Source organism: Streptomyces sp. AM8-1-1, assembly GCF_032229325.1.
Taxonomy (GTDB): Bacteria; Actinomycetota; Actinomycetes; order Streptomycetales; family Streptomycetaceae; genus Streptomyces; species Streptomyces achmelvichensis.
Window position 1 is genome coordinate 1,201,511 of record NZ_CP135086.1, and the last position, 18,100, is coordinate 1,219,610.

Here is an 18,100-nt window from a genome sequence, read left to right on the forward strand (position 1 = left end):
ATGGATCTGACCCTCCTGTACCGGGGCCCGCTCGCTTCGTGCGACTACGACTGCCCCTACTGCCCGTTCGCCAAGCGGCGGGACAGCACCGAGCAGCTGCGTGCTGACCGGGCAGCTCTGGAACGCTTCGCCGGATGGGTGTGCGAGCAGACCGACGACCGTCTGGCGGTGCTGTTCACGCCTTGGGGCGAGGGGCTGGTCCGTTCCTGGTACCGCAGGGCGCTCGTCGATCTGTCCCGGCTGCCGCAGGTCCGGCGGGTGGCGATCCAGACCAACCTGAGCTGCCGCACCGACTGGCTCACGGACGCGGACCCGGACACCCTGGCGCTCTGGTGCACCTACCACCCGGGCCAGACGCCGTACGACCGCTTCCTCGGCAAGTGCCGGGATCTCGCCGCGCGCGGGGTCCGCTTCAGCGTCGGCATCGTCGGCTTCCCCGAGCACCTGGAGCACGCCCGCCGGCTCCGCGCCGAACTGCCGGCCCATGTCTACCTCTGGGTGAACGCGGCGGAGGGCCGCACCTACACCCACGCCGAGGCCGCCGAGTGGAGCGAACTCGACCCGCTGTTCGCGTACAGCCGCCATCCGCACCGGTCGGCCGGGCTGCCCTGCCGGACGGGCGAATCGGTCGTCTCCGTGGACGGGGACGGCACGGTGCGGCGCTGTCACTTCGTCCCGGACGAGCTCGGGAACCTCTACGACGGCACCTACCGGCAGGCGCTGCGCCCCCGCGCCTGTCCGCTGGCCGTCTGCGACTGCCACATCGGCTATGTCCACCTGGAGTCGTTGCCGTTGTACGACGTGTTCGCCGGCGGGGTGCTGGAGCGGATCCCGGCCCGACCTGCCGGCCGCTAGCCGTTCCCCACCGCCCGCCTCACAGCGGCAGCAGGTCCGGCCGCTTCGCCGCGACGTGGTCGCCCGAGCTCTCGCCGCGCAGCCTGCGGCCGATCCACGGCACCAGGTGCTCGCGTGCCCACTGGACGTTGTCGCGGCGCACCTCGAAGGGAGCGCGCGGCGGCAGGACCGGCCACTCCTGGTCCGGGTCGGCGGGCACGTCGAGTCCGAGGACCTGGGCGGCGCGCAGGGCGACCCGGGTGTGCCCCTCGGGCGACAGGTGCAGCCGGTCGCCGTCCCACGCCCGCCTGTCCTGGACCGACTTGAGCGACCAGAGGTCGAGCACGGGACAGTCGTAGCGATCGGCGATGGCGCGGACATGGGCCGTGTACGTGGCGATCTTGCCGCGCAGATGGCGCAGCACCGGCACACCGCGGGTGTCGAAGCCGGTGGTGACCATCACCGTCCCGACCGCGCCGGTGAGGTCGGCGACGGCTCGCTCGAAGCGTTCGGCCACGTCGTCGGGGTCGCTGCCCGGGCGGATGATGTCGTTGCCGCCGGCGCAGAACGTCACCAGGTCCGGGGCGAGTTCCCTCGCCCGCGGCACCTGCTCCGCGACGATCTGGTCGAGCAGCCGGCCGCGCACGGCGAGGTTGGCGTAGCGAAAGGTGTGTTCGGGCATCCGGTCGTCGAGCAGGACCGCGAACCGGTCCGCCCAGCCGACGAACGCCCCGTCCGGTCCCGGGTCTCCGACGCCTTCGGTGAAGCTGTCACCGATCGCCGCGTACGACCCGATTGCGCCTGTTCCGTCTGTTCTCGAATCGTCTGCCACAAGGACTCATCCTGTCCTTACGGGTGTGACCTACGCGACCGTAAGGAGGGGTTGACGGTGCGTGATCTTTGCCACCGGTCAAGTTTCGACAAGCGCGGAATACGCCGAATCCCCCCGTGCCAAAAGGGGCGGCACGAGGGGATTCGGGCGTTTTGGGTGCGTCAGAGAGAAACGCCGTACTGGCGCAGGTACGAGACCGGGTCCATGTCCGAGCCGTAGCTCGGGCCGGTGCGGATCTCGAAGTGCAGGTGCGGGCCGCTGGAGTTGCCCGTGGAGCCGGAGAGGCCGATCTGCTGTCCACCGCTCACGTTCTGACCCGCGGAGACGGTCAGCGACGAGAGGTGGGCGTACTGGGAGTAGGTGCCGTCGGTGTGCTGGATGACGACCTCGTTGCCGTACGCACCGCTCCACCCGGCGGAGACGACGCTGCCCGGGCCCACGGACTTGACCGTGGTGCCGGTGGACGCGGCGAAGTCGATACCGGTGTGGTAGCCGCTGGACCACATGGCGCCGGAGGCGCGGTAGGGGGTCGTGACGGCGGCGGAGTCCAGCGGCGCGGAGTAGCCGGAGGCGTTCTCCTGCGGCGCGGATTCGGCCGCGTCGCTCGTCGAGGCCTTCGCGGCCGTGCCGCTCTCGCGGGACTCGCTGCGGGAGGCGCGGTCCTCGTTGTCCGAGGCCTTCGGCTTCGCGGGGGCGGCCTTCCGCGCCGGCTTCTCGGCCGGCTGCTCCTGGGCCTTGGCGCCGATGGTGAGCTTGAGGCCCGGGTGGATCAGCGCGGGGTCGTCGCCCACGGCGGCACGGTTGTCCGCGTACAGCTTCTGCCAGCCGCCACGGACGTCGTGCTCGGCGGCGATCTTGGACAGATAGTCACCGGCGACGACGCGGTACGACGTGGGGGCGGCCGGCTTCTGCGCGGTGGAAGCGGCCGGAGCGGCGGCCGCCTTCTGCGGAGCGACGGCCGGGGCCGCGGCGGGGGCCGCCTTGTCCGCGGCGTGGGCGCCTGCCGCACCCATCAGCGGGAGGGCGATGGCTGCGCCACCGGTACCCGCGGCGACGAAACCGCGGGAGAGGGAACGGGACTTGGGACGGCGGTGCTTACCCTTTCCGGGCATGGCGCATTCCTCTCCGGCGCCGGCGAGGTGAGCTGTCGGGTTCGGGCTGGAGATGCCCGGTCACGTTGCTGCGTGACTTCACCCCAAGCCGTCCGGAGCACCGGACGGCGTACTACCTGGGTCCCCCGCTCCTGCCACACGTGGGTGGGTGGGTATTCCGGTCGGCGGCAGGATTAGGCGGTCCGTCCGGATTTCCGTGACCGTAAGCGAGCATTGCGGACGGGAACAAGCCACCTCTTTTTCCGATCAGGGGCCACATGCATATCTGACGGGAAATTCCGGTCACACTCCGTGGACGAGGGAGCGTCAACTTCCTTCTGGTGTCGCAGTTCTGGCCGGTGGATCAGCCACGGTCCGTCACGAATGAGATCCTGCTCACGGGCCTTTTCCCATCTCCATTCCAGATGGGGCAGGCTATGGCGAACAGTTCAATTCGGACAGAAAGCCCAGACATAAAGAATGGTGAGCGGTATCAGCCAATTCGCCGCAACCTGATCACCATGGCGTCCATGTCACCCTTCAGCCCGGTCTGCAGCCCGTGATGGAGCAGCACCGATCCCCGGTGCACCTGCATGGTGTCCTGGCACTCGTAGGCCGCGGCCGGGTCGAGGCCGCGCAGCCTCAGCCGCGGCGGCTGCTCGCCGTAGTGCTGCGCCTGGAGCCAGGCGAGGACGACGGTCTCGTCCCCGCGCAGGTACTGCACGGCGCTGAGCCCGCCCTCCGGTGCCCGCAGCCGGTACAGGTCTCCGTGCTGCACGACCGGACGGATCCTCTTGTAGAGCTCCACCCAGTCGCGCGCCTCGGCCAGCTCCTCCTCGGTCCACTCGGTCAGGTCACCGCCCACCCCGAGCACACCCGCCATGGCGCTCACGAAGCGGAAGCGCAGGCTGCTGAATCGCCCGTTGAGCTGGACATTGGGGCTGTCGGTGACCCAGGCGGCCATCACCCGCGCGGGGTGGATCTGGGTGAAGCCGTCCTGGATCGCGAGCCGGTCCAGCGGATCGGTGTTGTCCGAGGTCCACACCTGGTCGGTGCGGGAGAGGATCCCCAGATCGATCCGGCCGCCACCGCCGGAGCAGGACTCGAACGCGACACCGGGGTGTGCGGCACGCAGCCGCTCCAGGAGCGCGTAGAGGGCGTCGACGTGTTCCACCCACAGCCGCTGCGGATAGTCCTCACCGGGCCAGCCGGCGTCCGTGAAGCAGCGGTTGAAGTCCCACTTCACATAGTCGATCGGTGCGCTGCCGAGCAGCGTGTGCAACTGCTCCCACAGGTAGTCCTGCACGTCCTTGCGGGCGAGGTTCAGGACCAGCTGATTGCGGAGCTCGGTCCTGGTCCGTCCGGGGTGGTGCTGCACCCAGTCGGGATGCGCCCGGTAGAGATCGCTGTCGGCGTTGACCATCTCCGGCTCGACCCAGATGCCGAACTGCATGCCCAGCTCGTGCACTTCGTCCGCGAGCGGCCGCAGGCCGTTCGGGAAGCGGTCCGGGTTGGGGGTCCAGTCGCCGAGGCCGGCGCGGTCGCTCGTCCGCTGCCCGAACCAGGCGTCGTCGACCACGAACAGCTCGACGCCCATGTCCGCCGCCCGCCGGGCGAGCGCGCGCTGCTGGTCCTCGGAGATGTCGAAGTTCGTCGCCTCCCAGGAGTTGTAGAGCACGGGCCGGTCGGCGGCGGCGTCCGGGATCACCCGCGCGCGCTGCCACGTGTGCCAGGCACGACTGGCGCCGCCGAACCCCTCGGCGCTCCACAGACCGGCGAATACGGGTGAGGTGTAGCTCTGCCCGGGAGCGAGCTTGAGCAGTCCGGAGTCGTCGTAACCGGCCCCGCCGGTAATCTGCACCAGGCCGTCGGGCAGCTGCTGGACGCTGATGCGCCAGGACCCGGACCAGCCGAGCGCGCAGCCGTAGACCTCGCCGTGTTCCTCGGTCGCCCCGTCCGCGTCGAGCGCGACCCAGGGAAGGTGCTGGTGGCCGGTGTGGCCGCGGCGGCTGCTGAGCACCTTTTCGCCATAGGTGAGCGGGGACCGTACGAGCAGGGACTCGGCGGCCCACCGGCCGTGCAGCTGGCTCAGCCGCCAGGCGTCGCGCTGCGGCAGCGTCCAGGCGGCAGAGTCGGCCCGCAGCAGCTCCAGATCGGGCCCCTCCCCTTCATGGGCGACCGTCACCCAGCGCTCGATCACATCGGCCTCGTCGCGCATGCGGTGGTGAAGGATGAGCCCCAGCCCGTGCACGGCGTCCGTGAAGCGCAGCCGCAGCTCGTCGCCGTCCGCGGAGGCGTCGGCGAAAGCCCACTCGGTACCGCGCACCTGGGGTGTGCGGACGGAGAGGGAGGGGCGGACGAAACGGGGGCCGCCCTCGACGGGGTACTCCTCGTGCCCGTCGAGAGGGGACTCGAACGGCCAGTAGGGCGGCAGCCCCCGGTCCGCGAGCGCCTCGGCGTCCGCACCGGATATGCGCGGCCCCCAGTGGAGATGCAACAGCTCGTCGTCGTCCGTGAGGTGCAGCGCATAGCTGCTCGTCGGTCCGGAGAGAACCCACGTACGACCCTTGCCAACGCTCTCGATCATCCCGACCCCTCAGATACTCACAGGTCCGCACAGGCCCGCACATCATCCGACGTGGACCACCGCCCGTGCAACGCCTCTGCGGGGTCGGGGCCAAGATGATTGCCCGACGAATCCATGTCGTATCGTCGAAACCGCCGTCGTCGGCGACCGGCGCCGACCGCAGTGACTTCAGGAGCTCACGTGACGCAGCAGCTGCCGCAGGTCCCGTCGACCGAGCCCGAACTGGCCGGTGTGCGCAACTTTCGGGACGTGGGTGGTCTGCCGACCGTGGACGGCAGGCAGGTGCGGTACGGAAAGCTCTTCCGCAGCGGCCATCTCGCGAACGCGACCGCGGCCGACGCCTCGTTCCTGACGACGCTCGGCCTGCACACGATCTTCGACTTCCGCAATGCGGCGGACATGCGGCTGGAAGGTCCTGACGTCGAGCTTCCCGGCGTACGCAATTTGAACCTGCCGCTCACCGACCCGGCCGACGGCGCGGAGTTCTGGAAGATGGTCCGCGAGGGCAACATCGACCAGCTGCGCTCGATCCTCTCGGACGGCAAGGCGGCGGACAGGATGTCCGCCTCCTACCGCACGATCATCACGCAGCGCACCGGCGAGCACAGCCGTGTCCTGCACGCACTCGCCGAGAACAGCGTGCCGGCCCTGATGCACTGCGCCGCGGGCAAGGACCGCGCGGGTCTGTCGATCGCCGTGTCCCTGATGGCGGTCGGGGTGGAGCGCGAGGCGATCGAGGCGGACTACCTCAAGTCCAACGACCCGCACCGGCGTTACGTGGTCCGGCGCAAGGACAACTCTCCCGCCGGCATGTCGCCGGAGGTGATGGAGCTGCTGAGCCCCCTCTTCGACGCACGCTCCACGTATCTGCACGCCGCGTTCGACACGATCGACCAGACCTGGGGCACCACCGACCGCTATCTCACCGAGGGCCTGAAGGTGAGCCCCGAGACGCGCGAGCAGTTGCGGGCCCGGCTCCTCGACGAGGCGTGAGCCCCTCGGCGTGAGCGCACCGGTTCACGTGCGGCCCCTCGCCGTACGTGAACCTCTCGCCGAAACCGGCTACTTCGCCCCCACGGTGAACAGCAGGTAGAGGAACCCGGCGAAGACATGGCCCGCCACCAGATACGCGAAGAGCCGGATCACCAGCCCCCGGGGAAATGACTTCTCCTCGTTGCTCTCGGACACGACGGTCTCGCTTTCGGCTCGGCGGTACGGAGGGTCCCCGGATCAGGCGTGCGGATGCAGATCGGGGCTCTGCAGCAGCGTGTGCACGAACAAGAGCTCGGCCCCGTCCGGGGTGGCCGCCGCGATGCGGTGCGGAGTCAGCGAGTCGAAGTGCGCGCTGTCCCCGGGGGCCAGTTCGTGCACCGTGTCGCCGAGGCTCAGCCGCAGCCGTCCGTCGAGGACGTGGATCCACTCCTCGCCCGGATGCACGCGCACCAGGTCGCCCTGGGCTCCGTACGGCACCACCACCCGCAGGGCCTGCATCGCGCGGCCGGATCCGCCGGCCTGGTGGTAGGTCCAGCCGTCCGCCGCGGTGGGCTCGCGCGCACCGGCCCGGATGACGGGCTCACGCTCGGGCGCCTGCTCGCCGAGAAGCTCGGCGACCGTCGTACCGTAGATCCTGGCGAGACCGAGCAGCATCGGCAGCGACGGCTGCCGGCGGCCGGTCTCCAGCCGGGACAGATGGGCGGGTGACAGCTCGGCGCGATGCGCGGCTGCTTCCAGGGTGAGCCCTCGGCGGCGGCGCAGATCGCGCAGCCGGGGCGCGACGTCGGGCAGCGCGCCCGCCGACTCTCCCGTATGGCTGGTCATGCATCCATTGGGCCAGAGAAAGTGCCTCTGAGGCAAACCGTTTGCCTCAGAGGCAAAAGCTCAGCGGTTGGCGACGGCCTGCTTCACCAGGGTCTTGCCGAAGTCCCACATCAGACCGCCCCCGGCGTGCGCGTCATCCATCACGGCCGTGAAGGCGGCGACGAACCGGTCGACCTCCCGTTCACCGATCGTCAGCGGCGGAATCAGCTTGATCACCTCCAGATGGTCGCCGGAGACCTGGGTGAGAATGCGGTGCTTCTGGAGCAGGGGCACCACGACCATCTGCGCGAACAGACCCTTACGGGCCGCCTGGAGCATGGCCCAGCGGCTGCGGAGCTTGATCGAATCGGGCCGCCCGAACTCGATGCCGATCATCAGACCGCGTCCGCGTACCTCGTGCAGGAACTCGTACCGGTCGACGAGCGCGGCCAGCCGGGACCGCAGCAGATCGCCGGTCGCCCGCGCGTTCGCCACGACCTGCTCGTCCTCGATCACCGACAGGACAGCCAGCCCCGCGGCCATGGCCTGGGCGTTGGAGCCGAAGCTCGCCGAGTGCACGAGGACCCGGTCCATCGAGGAGTAGACCTTCTTGAAGATCCAGTCCTTGCCGAGGGTCGCCCCCACCGGTACGTAGCCACCGGAGAGCGCCTTCGCCACGCAGACGAGGTCCGGCTCGACGTCCTCGTGCTGGTAGGCGTAGAAGTCGCCGGTACGGCCGAGACCGGTCTGCACCTCGTCGGCGATCAGCAGTGCCTTGTGCCGGCGCAGTGCGTCCTGAGCGGCGCGCAGGAACCCGGGCGGGGGCTCGATGACCCCCTTGCCCTGGATCGGCTCGACCACCAGGGCGGCCACGTCGCCGCGCCTCAGCTCGCGCTCCAGCGCGGCGAGGTCGCCGGGCTCGACGGCGGTGTCGGGCAGCAGCGGGGCGAACCCGTCCCGGAAGGACGCCTCGCCGTTGACGGACAGGGATCCGGTGGTCAGCCCGTGGAAGGCGTGGGTGCAGTACAGCACCCTCGGCCTGCCGGTGGCGTACCGCGCGAACTTCAGCGCGGTCTCGACCGCTTCCGTACCGCTGTTGCCGAAGAACACCCGGTCCAGATGCGGGCTGTGCGCCAGCAGCTTCTCGGCGAGCAGCCCCGGCAGGGGCTGGCAGTCGAAGCGGGTGAGATCGGCGAGCGAGGCGTCGAGCACGTCGTGCAGCGCCTTGCGGACGACGGGGTGGTGGCGGCCGAGGCCCATCACCCCGAAGCCCGCGAGCATGTCGAGGTAGTCGTTGCCCTCGGCGTCCCAGAAGTAGGCGCCTTCGGCCCGTTCGTAGACCTTGTCGAAGCCGATGGTGTGCAGCATGCGCGGCAGTTGGTGATTGAGGTGCCGCAGATGCAGGTCGTAGCGCTCGGCCCCGCGCTCGGCGAGCAGCTTCGCGAGGTCGAAGCCCTTGGGCGGCTCCGCGCCGGGAGGCTGCTCGCATGCCTTGAGCGGCTCGGTCATTCCTCAGTTCTCCTTAGGCACGAGGGCGGCACTGATCCGTCCCGCGATCTCCACCGGTGTGAGGCCGATGTCGGCGAGCACCTCGCCGCGTTTGGCGTGGGCGAGGAACTGCTCGGGGATGCCGAACGTGCGCAGCGGCACGTCCACTCCCGCGTCCCGGAGCGCCTGCCCCACGGCCGAACCCACGCCGCCGGCCCGGCTGTTGTCCTCCACGACGGCCACCAGCCGGTGCGCCGCGGCGAGCGGTGGGAGCTGTTCGTCCACCGGCTTGACCCACCGCGGGTCCACCACCGTGCAGCGGATCCCGCGCCCGCGGAGCAGGTCCACCGCCTGAAGGCAGACGGAGGCGAGTGCGCCCACGGACACCAGCAGCACCTCGGGGTCCTCCGCACGGTGCAGGACGTCCATGCCGCCGACCCGGTCGACGGCCTCGACGGGCTCGCTCACCGTCTCCTTCGGGAAGCGCAGCACGGTCGGTGCGTCGTCCACCGCGACGGCCTCGCGCAGCTCCTGGCGCAGCCGCTCGGCGTCGCGGGGAGCGGCGATCCGCAGGCCCGGGACGACCTGGAGGATCGACATGTCCCACATGCCGTTGTGCGAGGGCCCGTCGACTCCGGTGACCCCGGCCCGGTCCAGCACGAAGGTCACGCCGCACCGGTGCAGGGCGACGTCCATCAGCAGCTGGTCGAAGGCGCGGTTGAGGAAGGTGGCGTAGACGGCGACGACGGGATGCAGTCCGCCGGTGGCCAGTCCGGCCGCGGAGACCGCGGCGTGCTGCTCGGCGATCCCGACGTCCCACACACGGTCCGGGAAGCGCTCGGCGAACCGGGTGAGGCCGACCGGGTGAAGCATCGCGGCGGTGATCGCGACGACGTCCGGCCGCTCCGCACCGATCTCGGCGATCTCGTCACCGAACACCGAGGTCCACGACGGTCCGCCGGCGGGCGTCAGCGGCTCGCAGGTGAGCGGGTCCATCACGCCGACCGTGTGGAACCGGTCGGCCTCGTCCTCGACCGCCGGCTGGTAGCCGCGGCCCTTCTCGGTCAGACAGTGGACCAGGACGGGCCCGTGGAAACGGGCGGCCCGCCGCAGCGCCGACTCGACCGCCGCCACATCGTGCCCGTCGATGGGTCCCACGTACTTCAGGCCCAGGTCCTCGAACATCCCCTGCGGGGCGAAGGCGTCCTTGAAGCCCTTCTTGGCCCCGTGCAGGGACTCGTACAGCGGCTTGCCGACGACCGGGGTGTGGTGGAGGACGTCCTTGCCCCAGGCGAGGAAGCGCTCGTAGCCGTCGGTCGTCCGGAGAGTGGCGAGGTGGTTCGCGAGGCCGCCGATCGTGGGCGCGTAGGAACGCTCGTTGTCGTTCACGACGATGATCAGCGGGCGGTCCTTGGCCGCGGCGATGTTGTTCAGCGCCTCCCAGGCCATACCGCCGGTCAGCGCGCCGTCCCCGATGACGGCCACGACATGGCCGGTGGAACCGAGCACCTGATGAGCCTTGGCGAGTCCGTCGGCCCAGCCGAGCACGGTGGACGCGTGGGAGTTCTCGATGACGTCGTGCTCCGACTCCTCACGGGAGGGGTAGCCGGAGAGCCCGCCCTTGCCCCGCAGCTTGGAGAAGTCCTGACGGCCGGTGAGCAGCTTGTGCACATAGCTCTGGTGGCCGGTGTCCCACAGGATGCGGTCGACGGGCGATTCGAACACGCGGTGCAGAGCCAGCGTCAGCTCCACCACGCCGAGATTGGGGCCGAGATGGCCCCCCGTTCTGGCCACCGCATGGACCAGGAACTCTCTGATCTCTCTGCTGAGTTCCTCGATTTCCTCGTCGGTCAGCGCCTTGAGATCGCGCGGCCCCCTGATGCTCTCCAGAATCGTCACGGTCGGACCCCCTTCACTTGCCGGTTCAGCTCACGGTGACGGCGGGCGGACCCGATACCGCCCCGGTGTCCTCCATCTGTTCGGCGATCTTCAGCGCCTCTTCGATGAGGGTCTCCACGATCTTCGACTCGGGCACCGTCTTGATGACCTCGCCCTTGACGAAGATCTGACCCTTGCCATTGCCGGACGCCACACCCAGATCGGCCTCACGGGCCTCACCCGGGCCGTTCACCACACACCCCATGACCGCGACCCGCAGAGGCACCTCCATGCCCTCCAGACCCGCCGTCACCTCATCCGCCAGCTTGTACACATCCACCTGCGCCCGACCGCACGACGGACACGACACAATCTCCAGCCGGCGCTGACGCAGATTGAGCGACTCCAGAATCTGGATACCGACCTTGACCTCCTCCGCCGGCGGCGCCGACAGAGAAACCCGGATCGTGTCCCCGATCCCCTCACTCAGCAGCGCACCGAACGCCACCGCCGACTTGATCGTGCCCTGGAAGGCGGGACCGGCCTCCGTCACACCCAGGTGCAGCGGATAGTCCGACTGCGCAGCCAGCTGCCGGTAGGCGTTGACCATCACGACCGGGTCGTTGTGCTTCACCGAGATCTTGATGTCCCGGAAACCGTGCTCCTCGAACAGCGACGCCTCCCACAGCGCCGACTCCACCAGCGCCTCCGGCGTAGCCTTCCCGTACTTCGCCAGCAGCCGCGCATCCAGCGAACCCGCGTTCACCCCGATCCGGATCGGGGTCCCCGCATCACCCGCCGCCCGCGCGATCTCCTTCACCTTGTCGTCGAACTGCTTGATGTTCCCCGGGTTCACCCGCACCGCCGCACAGCCCGCGTCGATCGCCGCGAACACATACTTCGGCTGAAAATGAATGTCCGCGATCACCGGGATCTGCGACTTCCGCGCGATCGTCGACAACGCGTCCGCGTCGTCCTGCGTCGGGCACGCCACCCGCACGATCTGGCAACCGGACGCGGTCAGTTCAGCGATCTGCTGCAGCGTGGCACCGATGTCCGACGTCCTGGTCGTCGTCATCGACTGCACCGACACCGGGGCGTCCCCGCCGACGGCCACCGACCCGACCTGGATGCGCCGCGAGTGGCGGCGCATCGCGATCGGCCGGGCCGGCAGCACCGGGAGCCCCAGTGCGACAGGCTCTGAGGACATCACGTCACCCGTGGTTTCCCGAGACGGTCTCCCGCGCCGCCCTGATGGACTCCTTGAGGGAGCCCATGGTGGCGAGGACGGCGGTGGGCTCGTAGCCGCAGTGCGCCATGCAGTTGGCGCAGCGCGGGTCCTTGCCCCGGCCGTACTTGCTCCAGTCCGTCTCCTCGATGAGCTCCCGGTACGTGGGGACGTACCCGTCGCTCATCAGGTAGCAGGGCCGCTGCCAGCCGAAGAGCGAGTAGTTGGGGATCGCCCACGCCGTGCACGGGAAGTCCGCCTTGCCCTCGAGGAAGTCGAGGAACAGCGGCGAGTGGTTGAGCCGCCAGCGCCGCCGGTTGCCGCCCGCGAAGGACTTCTTGAACAGCTCGCGGGTCTGCTCGACACCCAGGAAGTGCTCCTGGTCGGGTGCCTTCTCGTACGCGTACGCGGGCGAGATCATCATCTCGTCCACCTTCAGCTCGTCGTTCAGGTAGTTGAGCACCTCGATGACGGTCTGCGGGGTGTCGGTGTTGAAGAAGGTCGAGTTCGTCGTGACCCGGAAGCCGCGGCGCTTGGCCTCCTTGATCGCCTCCACGGCCTCGTCGAAGACGCCTTCCTTGGCCACCGACTCGTCGTGCCGCTCGCGCAGCCCGTCGATGTGCACGGCGAAGGCGAAGTACGGGGAGGGGGTGAACTTCTCGATCTTCTTGCGCAGCAGCATCGCGTTGGTGCAGAGGAAGACGTACTTCTTCTTCGCGACCAACTGGCGCACGATCTCGTCGATCTGAGGATGCATCAGCGGCTCACCGCCGGCGATGGAGACCATGGGCGCGCCCGATTCGAGCACCGCACCCACCGCCTGCGCCACCGGCATGCGCTGCTTGAGGACACCGGCCGGATGCTGGATCTTCCCGCACCCCTCACACGCCAGATTGCAGGCGAAGAGCGGCTCCAGCTCGACGATGAGCGGAAACTTCTCCCGCTTGCGGAGTTTCTGTTCGAAGAGGTACGTCCCGACCCTGATGGTCTGACGAAGCGGCATGGCCATCTAGCTCACCTCCTGGGGAGCAGCAAAGAACGGTGCCATTCAAAGAAAGCAGGAAGCACGGCACGAAGAACACGGAAGGCTGATATTCCACCGCGGACCGTGCCAATACGGACGAGCTCATGCTCTGGAGCGTCCACGACCACTCGGACGGCCGCAACCGGGCGGGGTCCGGCGCCCAGCGCTGTGCGGAGCGTGACGGCGGACTCCATGTCCACCGCGATCGCGCCGGTGGCACACAGGGCCGCCCGCTCGGGACCGCGGACGACATGATCGGAACCGATCAGCGGACCGCAGTGCACCGCGCGCCCGGGCACGGCCCTGGCCACGGCCTTGACCAGCAGTTCCGTGTCCGTGCAGCGGCTGGTACCGGCGGGGTGGCGGGTCTCGTCGGCGACGATCAGGTCCCCGGGATGCATCCCCGGGGCGAGCCCCGCACAGAATCCGGACGCCACGACCGGCGCCCCGCCCATGGCCGTGGCACTCAGGGCCGCGCGTACGGCACGTTCCGCGTTCTGCGGCCCCATGCCCGTACGCAGCACGGTCACCGGCCCCCGCGCGCCGCTGCGGTCGCCGCTGCGCAGGGCGGCCTTCTCGATACCGAGCGCACAGGCGATCAGCAGCGGCGAGGCGGAGCCGGAGGGCCTCGGGGAAGCTGCCATCAGCCCCCCTTGCGGGCGGGCGCGCGCCCGGCGAACGGTTCGCCGTGCACGTACCGGCCGAGCGCGGTCAGCGGAAAGACCTGCCGGTAGAGGTGGTAGTTGATCGAGAAGTCCCAGGGGAAGCCGGTCCCCGTGAAGTGGGGCTCGTCCCAGGAACCGTCGGCCCGCTGGGTCACGGCCAGCCAGGTGACACCCCGCTCGACCGCCTTGCTCCCCCGCTCCCCCGCAGCCAGCAGCGCGAGCAGTGCCCACGCGGTCTGGGAGGCCGTGGATGCGCCGTGGCCGACCCACTCCTCCTCCCGGTAGGAGCGCAGGTCCTCGCCCCAGCCGCCGTCGTCGTTCTGGACGGATTCGAGCCAGCGGACCGCACGGCGGATCGCTGGATGCGAAGCGGGCACCCCGGCGGCGGCGAGTGCGGGGACCACCGAGCCGGTTCCGTAGACGTAGTTGACTCCCCAGCGGCCGAACCAGGCGCCGTTCGGCTCCTGTTCGGCGAGGAGCCAGTCGATACCGCGGCGGGTGCGCGGGTGATGGGCCTTTCCCTCGTGCGCGAGCATCTCCACGACATGCGCGGTGACGTCCGCCGACGGCGGGTCGATCACCTCACCGAAGTCGCAGAACGGCAGCCGGTTGGGGAAGGCGCTGGTGTTGTCGGCGTCGAAAGCACCCCAGGCGCCGTTCTTCGACTGCATGCCCAGCGTCCAGCGGCCGGCCCGGACGATGGCGCCCTCGACCTGCGAGGGGTCGGGGTGCTTGACCCTGCGCAGCGCGAGGATGACCTCGGCGGTGTCGTCGATGTCCGGGTAGTTGTCATTGTGGAACTCGAACGCCCAGCCGCCCGGCGCGAGTTGGGGCCTGCGCACCGCCCAGTCGCCGGGCCGCACGATCTCCTCGCCGAGCATCCAGTCGGCCGCCTTCACCAGGGCGGGATGGTCGGCGGGCAGTCCCGCGTCGGCGAGGGCGATGGTGGCGAGGCAGGTGTCCCACACCGGCGACTGACAGGCCTCGATCATGCGCGCGCCGTCCTCGCGCCACACGGTGAAGCGGTCCAGCGACTCCAGCCCTGCCCGCATCACCGGATGCCGGAGGTCGTATCCCAGCAGGTGCAGGGCGATGATCGAGTACACGGCGGGCGGCTGGATGCCTCCCCAGCAGCCGTCGTTCTCCTGGCGTTCGATGATCCACCGCGCGGCGGCGTTCATCGCGGCCCGGCGCAGCCTGCGCGGGGCGACCTTGCGGTACAGGTGCAGCGCCTTGTCGGTGCGCTGGAAGAAGCCGTCCCAACTGGTGGCGGGCGCAAGCGGCTTGCCCGGGTTCGGCCGCGCGGGATCGGTGTGCAGCTCGTCGAGCGCGAACGGCGCCGGCCGCACCGGCCGCTTCGCCGAGACCACCGTGAGCGGCACGATGGTCTGCCGGGCCCAGCAGCCGAAGTCGTAGATGTTCAGGGGGAACCACGAGGGCAGGAAGATCAGCTCGGGCGGCAGTTCCGGGAGGTCGTCCCACTTCCACCAGCCGAACAATGCGAGCCAGATGCGGGTGAAGACCCGGCTCTGCGCGATGCCGCCGTGTTCCCTGATCCAGGCGGCGGCGCGCGCCATGTGCGGATCGTCCGGCAGGTCGCCCGCCAGCCGGAGCGCGACGTAGGCCTCGATGGTGGTGGAGAGCTCCGCGGGACCGCCGTAGAACGTCGCCCAGGTGCCGTCCTCGCGCTGCTCACCACGGATGAAGCGGCCGGCCGCCTCGGTGGTGCGCGCGTCCTGGATACCGAGGAACTGACGGAGCAGCAGATCCTCGGCGTCCATCGTCACATTGGTCTCGAGGTCGCCCTTCCACCAGCCCTCGGCGTCCTGGATGCTCAGCAGATACTCGACGGAGCGTTCCGCGGCATGCCGTGCGGCCTCGGGCGGATCGCTCCTGGCCGGGCCCGTGAGGGAGACGAACGGTGTGTCGGTTGTTGAACTGGCCGCGGCTGCGCGGGACTTGAGGGGCCCGCTGCTTCCGTCGGTCGTCGCTGTCATGGCTTCCCCTTCGTTGCAGTGCTGATCTGCTGTGCTGGGGTCTCCGTCGGCCGGCAACCGGTTGCCCGGTCGCCGGCCGGCGACTGCGATTCATATGGTGCAGGCGATAGCGATCATCTCTTCCTGACGACGACGAAGTCGGCGAGCGCGACGAGCTGCGCCCGGACGTGCGCGGGCATCTCGACACCGTTCAGGGCGTCGACGGCGATCGCGTGCTGCCTGCGTGCCTCCTGGGAGGTCCACTCACGGCCGCCGGCCTCCTCGATGAGGGCCGCCCGGGTGGCGAACTCCTCCTCGGAGAAGCTGTCGAAGTCGTTGCTCTTGGCGTCGGCCGCGAGCAGCTCCCCGAGGCGCTGCGAGGCGGGTCCTCCGGCGGCGAGCGCGGCGACGACCGGCAGGGACTTCTTGCGCTGGCGCAGATCGCTCCAGGTCTGCTTGCCGGTGGCGACGGGGTCGCCCCAGATGCCCAGCAGATCGTCCACGGCCTGGAAGGCGAGTCCGAGGTGGTAGCCGTACGCCTCCAGCGTGTCGGCGGTACGGTCGTCCGCCCCGCCGAGCACGGCGCCGATGGAGACGGCGCAGGCGAGCAGTGCGCCGGTCTTGTTGCCCTCCATCTCCAGGCACTCCTCGACGGTGACCCGCTCGCGGTGCTCGTAGGAGATGTCCTGGGCCTGGCCGTCGATCAGCTTGCGGGTCGCGGTGGTCAGCCGCCGGGTCGCCCGCCCGGCATCGACCGTGCCGAGCTCCAGCAGGACCTCATTGGCCAGGGCGAACAGCGCGTCACCGACGAGGATCGCCTGCGCCGGGCCGTGCACCTTCCACACGGTGTCGCGGTGACGGCGCTGCTCGTCGCCGTCCATCAGGTCGTCGTGCAGCAGCGAGAAGTTGTGCACCAGCTCGACCGCGACCGCGCCGGGGATGCCGGTCTCGGGCGACGCCCCGGCCGCCTCGGCGGACAGCAGGGCGAGCGCGGGGCGCACGGCCTTGCCGCCGTCACCGTCCGAAGGCCGGCCCTCGGCGTCGATCCAGCCGAAGTGGTACGCGGCGACGGTGTCCATGGGCGGTGCGAGCCGGTCCACGGCCGCACGCAGCACCGGCGTCGACATGGTCCGCCCGCGCTCCAGCAGCGCGACGATGTCCACGTCCGCTGCGGTGTCGTCAGCCGGGTTCGCCGAAGGCACTGTCGGCACGGTCTCTCCTCTTGTTCCAGTACTGATGCTCACGCCGCCTCCTTGAGCGGATGTTCATGGGAGCGGCCGAGAGCGGAGAGCGCGGCGCCGGCGGCACTGAAGCCGCTGCGTACGGCACCCTCCATGGTCGCGGGCCAGCCGGTGGCGGTCCACGCGCCCGCAAGGTACAGCCCCGGCGCACGGGTTCGGGCACCGGGGCGCAGCCTGCCGACGCCCGGCGAGGGTGCGAAGGTCGCCGTGCGCTCACGGGTGACGAAGAAGTCACGCACCTGCGCACCGCGGGCGGCGGGCAACAGCCGCTCCAGCTCCGGCAGATAGCGTGCGCGCAGCTCGGCGACCGGGGTGTCGATCTCGTCCTGGGCGGCCGACTGGGACAGCGCCAGGTACTGACCCTCCGTGAGCCCCGATGCCTCCGTACGGTCGAACACCCACTGGACCGGGGTGCCCAGCGCGGTGAAGAACGGCCGGCGCAGCACCTTGCGGTCGTACACGACATGGATGTTGAGGATCGGCGCGGTGCCGATGTCGAGCAGCCGGTCGGGGTCCTCGACGGCGCCCTCGGGCAGCAGGTCGTGGGCCTCGCGCTGCGCCACGGCGAGGACGACGGTGTCGGCCTCCAGCCGCTCGCCGGCGATGTCGACGTGCCACCGGCCGTGGTCCGCGCGGGATACGGCGCGCACCCTGGTCGACAGCTCGGTGCGGACACCGGCGGAGTCGAGGGCCTTGCGGGCGAGGGTGTCGTGCAGGTCACCGAGCGGCACCCGGGCCCAGCCGATGTCCGCGGCACCCGGCTCGGAGAGCAGTCCGGTCTTGAAGACCATCGCGGCGAGCCCCATGGAGGCGTGGGGCGCGGTGGCGTTCAGGGTCGCGACCCCCACGAGGTCCCAGAGCGCCTCGATGGTGCGCTGCGACTGGCCGTGCCGCCCGAGCCAGGTCGCGAAGTCGATGCCGTCCAGCGCGGGATCGGCCGGGTCGAGCCTGCCGAGCGCGAGGGCGGCGCGTCCCACACTCGCCCGCTCGGCGAGCGAGAGATGCGGATAGGTGGCGAGGCTGGCGGCGAGGTGCAGCGGTACGGGCAGCGCGGTGCGGCGCAGCCGGCCGAGCCGGGGTCCGCCGGCGCGGGCCACGTCCAGGACGGGGACGTCCAGCCGGTCCTGGAGCGGGGCCAGCGCGGCACCGTCGACGCGGTCGAGGAACCAGCGGTAGGCGGTGCAGCAGCGCAGATAGACGTGCTGGCCGTTGTCGACGGTCAGGGCGCCGCGCTGGAAGGAGAAGGCGAGGCCGCCCAGTCGTGGGCGGCCTTCGACGAGAGTGACGCCCACGCCCGCGTCGGCGAGCTGAAGCGCCGCGGTGATACCGGCCAGTCCGCCGCCGATCACCACCGCGTGCCGGGAACGCATGTCCTCGTCCGTCATGCGACCTCCCCTCGGGCCGTTGCCGTCAGGGACGCCGGACCGGTCCGGACGGTTGCCCGCCGGTTGTGCGTGTC

General features: G+C 70.2%; 15 protein-coding genes and 1 riboswitch. Of the genes, 2 read left to right on the forward strand and 13 right to left on the reverse strand.

Translation table 11 applies throughout. The features are described from left to right. Positions 1-855: an STM4011 family radical SAM protein gene (locus RPQ07_RS05410; RefSeq protein WP_313942866.1), complete on the forward strand. Its 855-nt coding sequence runs from the start codon at positions 1-3 to the stop codon at positions 853-855. A gap of 19 nt (positions 856-874) precedes the next feature. Here the strand turns inward: RPQ07_RS05410 and RPQ07_RS05415 are convergent, their stop codons facing one another. The 3 genes from RPQ07_RS05415 to RPQ07_RS05425 all read right to left on the reverse strand — a co-directional run bounded on the left by RPQ07_RS05415 (position 875) and on the right by RPQ07_RS05425 (position 5,344). After that, on the reverse strand, positions 875-1,666 hold the full coding sequence (locus tag RPQ07_RS05415; RefSeq protein ID WP_313942867.1) for an SGNH/GDSL hydrolase family protein: 792 nt from the start codon (positions 1,664-1,666) through the stop codon (positions 875-877). A 161-nt stretch (positions 1,667-1,827) separates the two neighbouring features. After that, a complete protein-coding gene (locus RPQ07_RS05420; RefSeq protein WP_313942868.1) occupies positions 1,828-2,778 on the reverse strand; it encodes a LysM peptidoglycan-binding domain-containing M23 family metallopeptidase in 951 nt (316 codons plus the stop codon). Between the two features lie 4 nt (positions 2,779-2,782). Next, positions 2,783-2,939, reverse strand: a riboswitch (cyclic di-AMP (ydaO/yuaA leader). Positions 2,940-3,250: 311 nt separating this feature from the next. Continuing rightward, positions 3,251-5,344 (reverse strand): alpha-galactosidase, encoded by a 2,094-nt coding sequence (locus RPQ07_RS05425; RefSeq protein ID WP_313942869.1) that lies wholly within the window; start codon positions 5,342-5,344, stop codon positions 3,251-3,253. Between the two features lie 180 nt (positions 5,345-5,524). Between RPQ07_RS05425 and RPQ07_RS05430 the strand changes: the two genes are divergently transcribed. Continuing rightward, a complete protein-coding gene (locus RPQ07_RS05430) occupies positions 5,525-6,337 on the forward strand; it encodes a tyrosine-protein phosphatase (protein ID WP_313942870.1) in 813 nt (270 codons plus the stop codon). A gap of 69 nt (positions 6,338-6,406) precedes the next feature. On the opposite strand, the gene RPQ07_RS05435 is transcribed toward RPQ07_RS05430, so the two are convergent. From RPQ07_RS05435 to hpnE, 10 genes are all read right to left on the reverse strand, one after another. Further along, entirely contained in the window at positions 6,407-6,532 is a 126-nt protein-coding gene (locus RPQ07_RS05435; protein WP_313942871.1) for a DUF6126 family protein, read from the reverse strand. 42 nt (positions 6,533-6,574) lie between these two features. Next, positions 6,575-7,162 (reverse strand): XRE family transcriptional regulator, encoded by a 588-nt coding sequence (locus tag RPQ07_RS05440; RefSeq protein WP_313942872.1) that lies wholly within the window; start codon positions 7,160-7,162, stop codon positions 6,575-6,577. Between the two features lie 60 nt (positions 7,163-7,222). Then, a complete protein-coding gene (locus RPQ07_RS05445; RefSeq protein WP_313942873.1) occupies positions 7,223-8,650 on the reverse strand; it encodes an aspartate aminotransferase family protein in 1,428 nt (475 codons plus the stop codon). Between the two features lie 3 nt (positions 8,651-8,653). Continuing rightward, positions 8,654-10,528 carry a 1-deoxy-D-xylulose-5-phosphate synthase gene (gene dxs / locus RPQ07_RS05450; RefSeq protein ID WP_313942874.1) on the reverse strand — a complete coding sequence of 625 codons (1,875 nt, stop codon included), beginning with the start codon at positions 10,526-10,528 and terminating at the stop codon, positions 8,654-8,656. A gap of 25 nt (positions 10,529-10,553) precedes the next feature. Next, positions 10,554-11,717: a flavodoxin-dependent (E)-4-hydroxy-3-methylbut-2-enyl-diphosphate synthase gene (ispG, locus tag RPQ07_RS05455; RefSeq protein WP_313942875.1), complete on the reverse strand. Its 1,164-nt coding sequence runs from the start codon at positions 11,715-11,717 to the stop codon at positions 10,554-10,556. Between the two features lie 4 nt (positions 11,718-11,721). Further along, the gene (hpnH, locus tag RPQ07_RS05460) at positions 11,722-12,744 is read right to left on the reverse strand and encodes an adenosyl-hopene transferase HpnH (protein WP_313942876.1); all 1,023 of its coding nucleotides are present in this window, start codon (positions 12,742-12,744) and stop codon (positions 11,722-11,724) included. A gap of 5 nt (positions 12,745-12,749) precedes the next feature. Continuing rightward, complete coding sequence (locus RPQ07_RS05465) at positions 12,750-13,403, reverse strand: 1-hydroxy-2-methyl-2-butenyl 4-diphosphate reductase (protein WP_313942877.1); 654 nt, start codon at positions 13,401-13,403, stop codon at positions 12,750-12,752. After that, positions 13,403-15,421, reverse strand: a complete 2,019-nt coding sequence (gene shc, locus RPQ07_RS05470; RefSeq protein WP_313942878.1) for a squalene--hopene cyclase — start codon at positions 15,419-15,421, stop codon at positions 13,403-13,405. The genes RPQ07_RS05465 and shc overlap by 1 nt, the downstream gene beginning before the upstream one ends. A gap of 113 nt (positions 15,422-15,534) precedes the next feature. Next, a complete protein-coding gene (locus tag RPQ07_RS05475; RefSeq protein ID WP_313948794.1) occupies positions 15,535-16,602 on the reverse strand; it encodes a polyprenyl synthetase family protein in 1,068 nt (355 codons plus the stop codon). A 38-nt stretch (positions 16,603-16,640) separates the two neighbouring features. Continuing rightward, the gene (gene hpnE, locus RPQ07_RS05480; RefSeq protein WP_313942879.1) at positions 16,641-18,026 is read right to left on the reverse strand and encodes a hydroxysqualene dehydroxylase HpnE; all 1,386 of its coding nucleotides are present in this window, start codon (positions 18,024-18,026) and stop codon (positions 16,641-16,643) included. Positions 18,027-18,100: the final 74 nt, after the last annotated feature.

What these genes read in the sequence shown, in the direction of transcription:
- RPQ07_RS05410 (WP_313942866.1), top strand. Translation starts at nt 1, where the DNA reads ATGGATCTGACCCTCCTGTACCGGGGCCCGCTCGCTTCGTGCGACTAC.
- RPQ07_RS05420 (WP_313942868.1), bottom strand. Translation starts at nt 2,778, where the DNA reads ATGCCCGGAAAGGGTAAGCACCGCCGTCCCAAGTCCCGTTCCCTCTCC.
- RPQ07_RS05425 (WP_313942869.1), bottom strand. Translation starts at nt 5,344, where the DNA reads ATGATCGAGAGCGTTGGCAAGGGTCGTACGTGGGTTCTCTCCGGACCG.
- RPQ07_RS05440 (WP_313942872.1), bottom strand. Translation starts at nt 7,162, where the DNA reads ATGACCAGCCATACGGGAGAGTCGGCGGGCGCGCTGCCCGACGTCGCG.
- RPQ07_RS05445 (WP_313942873.1), bottom strand. Translation starts at nt 8,650, where the DNA reads ATGACCGAGCCGCTCAAGGCATGCGAGCAGCCTCCCGGCGCGGAGCCG.
- ispG (WP_313942875.1), bottom strand. Translation starts at nt 11,717, where the DNA reads ATGTCCTCAGAGCCTGTCGCACTGGGGCTCCCGGTGCTGCCGGCCCGG.
- hpnH (WP_313942876.1), bottom strand. Translation starts at nt 12,744, where the DNA reads ATGGCCATGCCGCTTCGTCAGACCATCAGGGTCGGGACGTACCTCTTC.
- RPQ07_RS05465 (WP_313942877.1), bottom strand. Translation starts at nt 13,403, where the DNA reads ATGGCAGCTTCCCCGAGGCCCTCCGGCTCCGCCTCGCCGCTGCTGATC.
- shc (WP_313942878.1), bottom strand. Translation starts at nt 15,421, where the DNA reads ATGACAGCGACGACCGACGGAAGCAGCGGGCCCCTCAAGTCCCGCGCA.
- hpnE (WP_313942879.1), bottom strand. Translation starts at nt 18,026, where the DNA reads ATGACGGACGAGGACATGCGTTCCCGGCACGCGGTGGTGATCGGCGGC.